The 4,062-nt window shown below is 66.8% G+C and carries 3 protein-coding genes; all 3 read left to right on the forward strand.

Annotated elements, in window-relative coordinates; translation table 11 throughout:
* Positions 1 to 887 (forward strand): serine hydroxymethyltransferase (gene glyA / locus AB4Y86_RS13590; protein ID WP_441402742.1); only part of this gene is annotated, 887 nt, incomplete at its 5' end.
* A gap of 179 nt (positions 888 to 1,066) precedes the next feature.
* Positions 1,067 to 2,479: an L-serine ammonia-lyase gene (locus tag AB4Y86_RS13595; RefSeq protein ID WP_441402743.1), complete on the forward strand. Its 1,413-nt coding sequence runs from the start codon at positions 1,067 to 1,069 to the stop codon at positions 2,477 to 2,479.
* Positions 2,480 to 2,636: 157 nt separating this feature from the next.
* On the forward strand, positions 2,637 to 3,743 hold the full coding sequence (locus AB4Y86_RS13600) for an IS110 family transposase (protein WP_441402744.1): 1,107 nt from the start codon (positions 2,637 to 2,639) through the stop codon (positions 3,741 to 3,743).
* Positions 3,744 to 4,062 lie beyond the last annotated feature (319 nt).

The following is a 4,062-nucleotide window of genomic DNA, read 5'->3' on the forward strand; positions in this document are numbered from 1 at the left end:
CCTGGTACGGGATCACGTTGCTGTACAACGTGATCCCGTACCAGGTCCGCGAAGACACCCACCGGATCGACATGGCCGAGGTGGAGCGCCTGGCCCAGGAGCACAAGCCGGCCCTGATCGTTGCCGGCTGGTCCGCGTACGCCCGTCAGCTCGACTTCGCGGAATTCCGCCGGATCGCCGACTCGGTGGGGGCCTACCTGATGGTGGACATGGCCCACTTCGCCGGGCTCGTCGCTGCCGGGCTGCACCCGTCCCCGGTGCCGCACGCGCACGTGACCACCTCCACCACGCACAAGACCCTGGCCGGTCCGCGCGGCGGGATCATCCTCTCCAACGATCCCGCGATCGCCAAGAAGATCAACTCGGCCGTGTTCCCGGGCCAGCAGGGCGGGCCGCTGGAGCACGTCATCGCCGGCAAGGCCGTGGCTTTCAAGATCGCCGCGTCCCCGGAGTTCAAGGAACGCCAGGAACGCGTGCTCGCGGGCGCCCGGATCCTCGCCGAGCGCCTGGTCCAGCCGGACGTCACCGCCAAGGGGATCAACGTGATCTCCGGCGGCACCGACGTGCACCTGGTCCTGGTTGACCTGCGCAACTGCGAGCTCAACGGACAGGAAGCAGAGGACCGCCTCGCGGAAATCGACATCACCGTCAACCGCAACGCCGTCCCGTTCGACCCGCGCCCGCCGATGGTCACCTCCGGGCTGCGGATCGGTACCCCGGCGCTGGCCACCCGCGGCTTCGGCGAGGCAGCGTTCGCCGAGGTCGCGGACATCATCGCCGAGGCATTGATTGCCGACGCCGGCGCGGACCTTTCGGGCCTGCGTTCCCGCGTGGAGGCACTCGCCGCCGCGCACCCGCTCTACCCGTCGGTTGCCAACCTAGGCTGACCGCTTCCCGGGGCCGATCTCTTTCGGGTTTGGCTCCGGGCCCGGCGGACCGGACTTTTCACGCGTGCTGCTCGTCCCTCGCTTTGACACACGCTTTCGAAAAGCCCGGCTCCGCCGGCCCCTTGAGGGCAACTCACCCTCCGCTCCGTCCGCACACCAATCCAGTAAGGAACCCGGCTATGGCTGTTGGCGTCTTTGATCTTTTTTCCATTGGGATCGGGCCCTCGAGTTCGCACACGGTGGGGCCGATGCGGGCTGCTGCGGTGTTCGCCGAGGAACTCAAAGCGTCCGGCGATCTGGGCCGTGTGGCGTCGCTGCGGGTGGACCTTTACGGGTCCCTTGCGGCCACGGGCCACGGGCACGGGACGATGACGGCGATCCTGCTGGGTCTGGAGGGGTTCCACCCCGAAAAGATCCTGCCGGTCGAGGTGGAGCAGCGGCTCGCGGCGATCGCCGAGACCGGCACCCTCCAGCTGGCAGGTTCGGTGCCGCTGCCCTACGGGGTCAAGGACATGGTGCTGCGCCCGCTGACCATCTTGCCGCGGCACACCAACGGCATGACCTTCACGGTCGCCGACGCCGACGGTACGGTCCTGCACCAGGCCACGTTCTTCTCCGTCGGCGGCGGCTTCATCGTCCGGGACGGCGAGGAGGACGCGGCGCTGAAGGAACTCGACGAGTCCAAGAAGGAACTGCCACTGCCGTTCCGCACGGCCGCGGAACTGCTGGGCCGGTGCCAATCCAAGGGCCTGTCCATCGGCGAGATCATGCTGGTCAACGAACGCGCCGCCCGCACGGACGAGGAGATCCGCGAAGGCTTGCTGCACATCTACTCCGTGATGGAAGGCTGCGTCGAGGTCAGCCTCAAGCGTGAGGGACTGCTGCCCGGCGGGCTGAAGGTCCGCCGTCGGGCGCCGGACTGGCACGAACGGCTCCTCAAGGAAACCCGCGGCCAGGACCCCGACTACCGGGATCCGAAGTACTGGCAGGAATGGGTCAACCTGATCGCGCTGGCCGTGAACGAGGAGAATGCCTCCGGCGGCCGGGTCGTCACAGCCCCCACCAACGGGGCCGCCGGAATCATCCCGGCCGTCCTCTACTACGCGCTGCACTTCGCGCCCGGGATGGACAAGGCCACCCAGGCCGACCGCGACGACGTGGTGGTCAAGTTCCTGCTCACGGCCGGCGCCATCGGGGTGCTCTACAAGGAGCAGGCCTCGATCTCTGGCGCCGAGGTCGGCTGCCAGGGCGAGGTCGGCTCGGCGTCGTCGATGGCGGCCGCCGGCCTGGCCGAGGTCATGGGCGGCACGCCGGCCCAGGTGGAGAACGCCGCCGAGATCGCGATGGAACACAACCTGGGTCTGACCTGCGACCCGATCGGCGGCCTCGTGCAGATCCCGTGCATCGAACGCAACGCCATTGCCGCGGCCAAGGCAATCAACGCCGCCAAAATGGCCCTCTGGGGTGACGGTTCGCACCGTGTGTCCCTCGACGAAGTGATCGTGACCATGCGCGAGACCGGCAAGGACATGAGCTCCAAATACAAGGAAACCGCGATGGGCGGCCTCGCCGTGAACGTGGTGGAGTGCTGAACTAGACGATATGAAGTGTGGCGGCGCCCGGTCCTGACGGTGGGACTGGAACCTCGGGTTCAAAGCGATTCGTGGGTTGCCGGTCCGGGTCTTTCCGCACGTAGGCGCGGGGGTGTGGACTGGCAGAGCCACATTTGAACGTCTGGAGGTTCCAGCCATGAACAAGCGTACTTACGTCGGTTTGGATGTCCATGCACGCAGCGTTAAAGGCTGTGCGATCGACCGGGATACGGGCGAGATSCTGAGGCAGAGCCTGGCCGCCAACGATGCCGGGGTCGCAGAGTGGGTTTCCGGGTTGCCTGGTCCTGCCCTCGTTGTTTATGAGGCAGGTCCAACCGGATTCGGGTTGGCCCGGTTACTGGCCGAGGCGGGGATTGAGTGCCTGGTCGCTGCGCCGTCCAAGCTGCAAAGGCCTTCCGGTGACCGGGTGAAAACAGATGCACGGGACGCCGAGCATCTGGCCCGTTTGGCTCTTCTTGGACAGATCACGCCCGTGCGGGTTCCTGGCCTTGCGGATGAAGCGGCCCGGGATCTGGTTCGTGCCCGTGAGGACGTCCGCGCGGATCTGATGAGGGCCAGGCACCGGATCTCGAAGCTCCTGTTGCGCCACGGCCTGGTCTACTCCGGCGGCCATGCCTGGACCGATGCCCACCACACCTGGCTGCACCGGCAACGATTCGATGATCCGGCCCTGCAGGCCGCCTACGAGGCCAGCTTGGAAGCTGCGGACCTGACGTTGGACCGCAGGGATCGTTTGGATGCGAAGATCACCGCCCTCGCGGCCACCGACCGCTATGCGCCCGTGGTCCATGCGTTGATGTGTTTGCGCGGGATCTCGGTGCTGACCGCTTTCGGCTTGGCAGTGGAGATTGGTGACTGGACACGTTTCACCGGCTCCACGATCGGCGCCTATCTGGGTTTGGTCCCCTCGGAGCATTCCTCCGGCGCTTCACGGTCCCAGGGCGGCATCACGAAGACCGGCAACACCCATGCCCGTCGCCTGCTGGTCGAGGCCGCCTGGCATCACMGCCGCCCCTATACCAATGCCAGCCGGGACATGCGTGCCCGCTGGGACGCCGCCGACGAGGCATCCCGGGTCCGCGGCCATCAGGGCAACCACCGGCTGCACCACAGGTGGGACCAGTTCGAAGCCCGTCACAAACGCCGGGTCATCGCCAATGTCGCTGTCGCACGGGAACTGGCTGGCTGGTGCTGGTCTCTCGCCGCCGCGGTCCAACAGGAGCAGCCATGGACGGATGAATAGACGTGTGCCGTTCCCGGCCGGCCTGAATGGCCCGGCAGCGTGGAGGAGACCCGCGATACACCTATGGGCAACCGGCAACCAACCGGTGACGCCCGACATTGCTAGACCAGCGGCACCCCTCCAGCCGAACACCTCGTCCTGCGGTAGCCAACCCGCGCATATCAGTCTGACAGCGCCGTCGATCAAGACGCGCCGGCCAACCGGAGCAGGCGGGGAGCGAACACAAAAGAGCGGTCCAAGACATCCAGCCTTGGACCGCTCACCCATGCCCGCTTGACAAGGAAGGCCTACATATCAGTTGTGCAGCGCGGCCCACAGG

This window comes from Arthrobacter sp. 2YAF22_2, from assembly GCF_052114645.1.
GTDB lineage: Bacteria > Actinomycetota > Actinomycetes > Actinomycetales > Micrococcaceae > Arthrobacter.

Bases quoted from the DNA above. Each gene is read 5' to 3' on its own strand.
- AB4Y86_RS13595 (WP_441402743.1), top strand. From the start codon at position 1,067: ATGGCTGTTGGCGTCTTTGATCTTTTTTCCATTGGGATCGGGCCCTCG.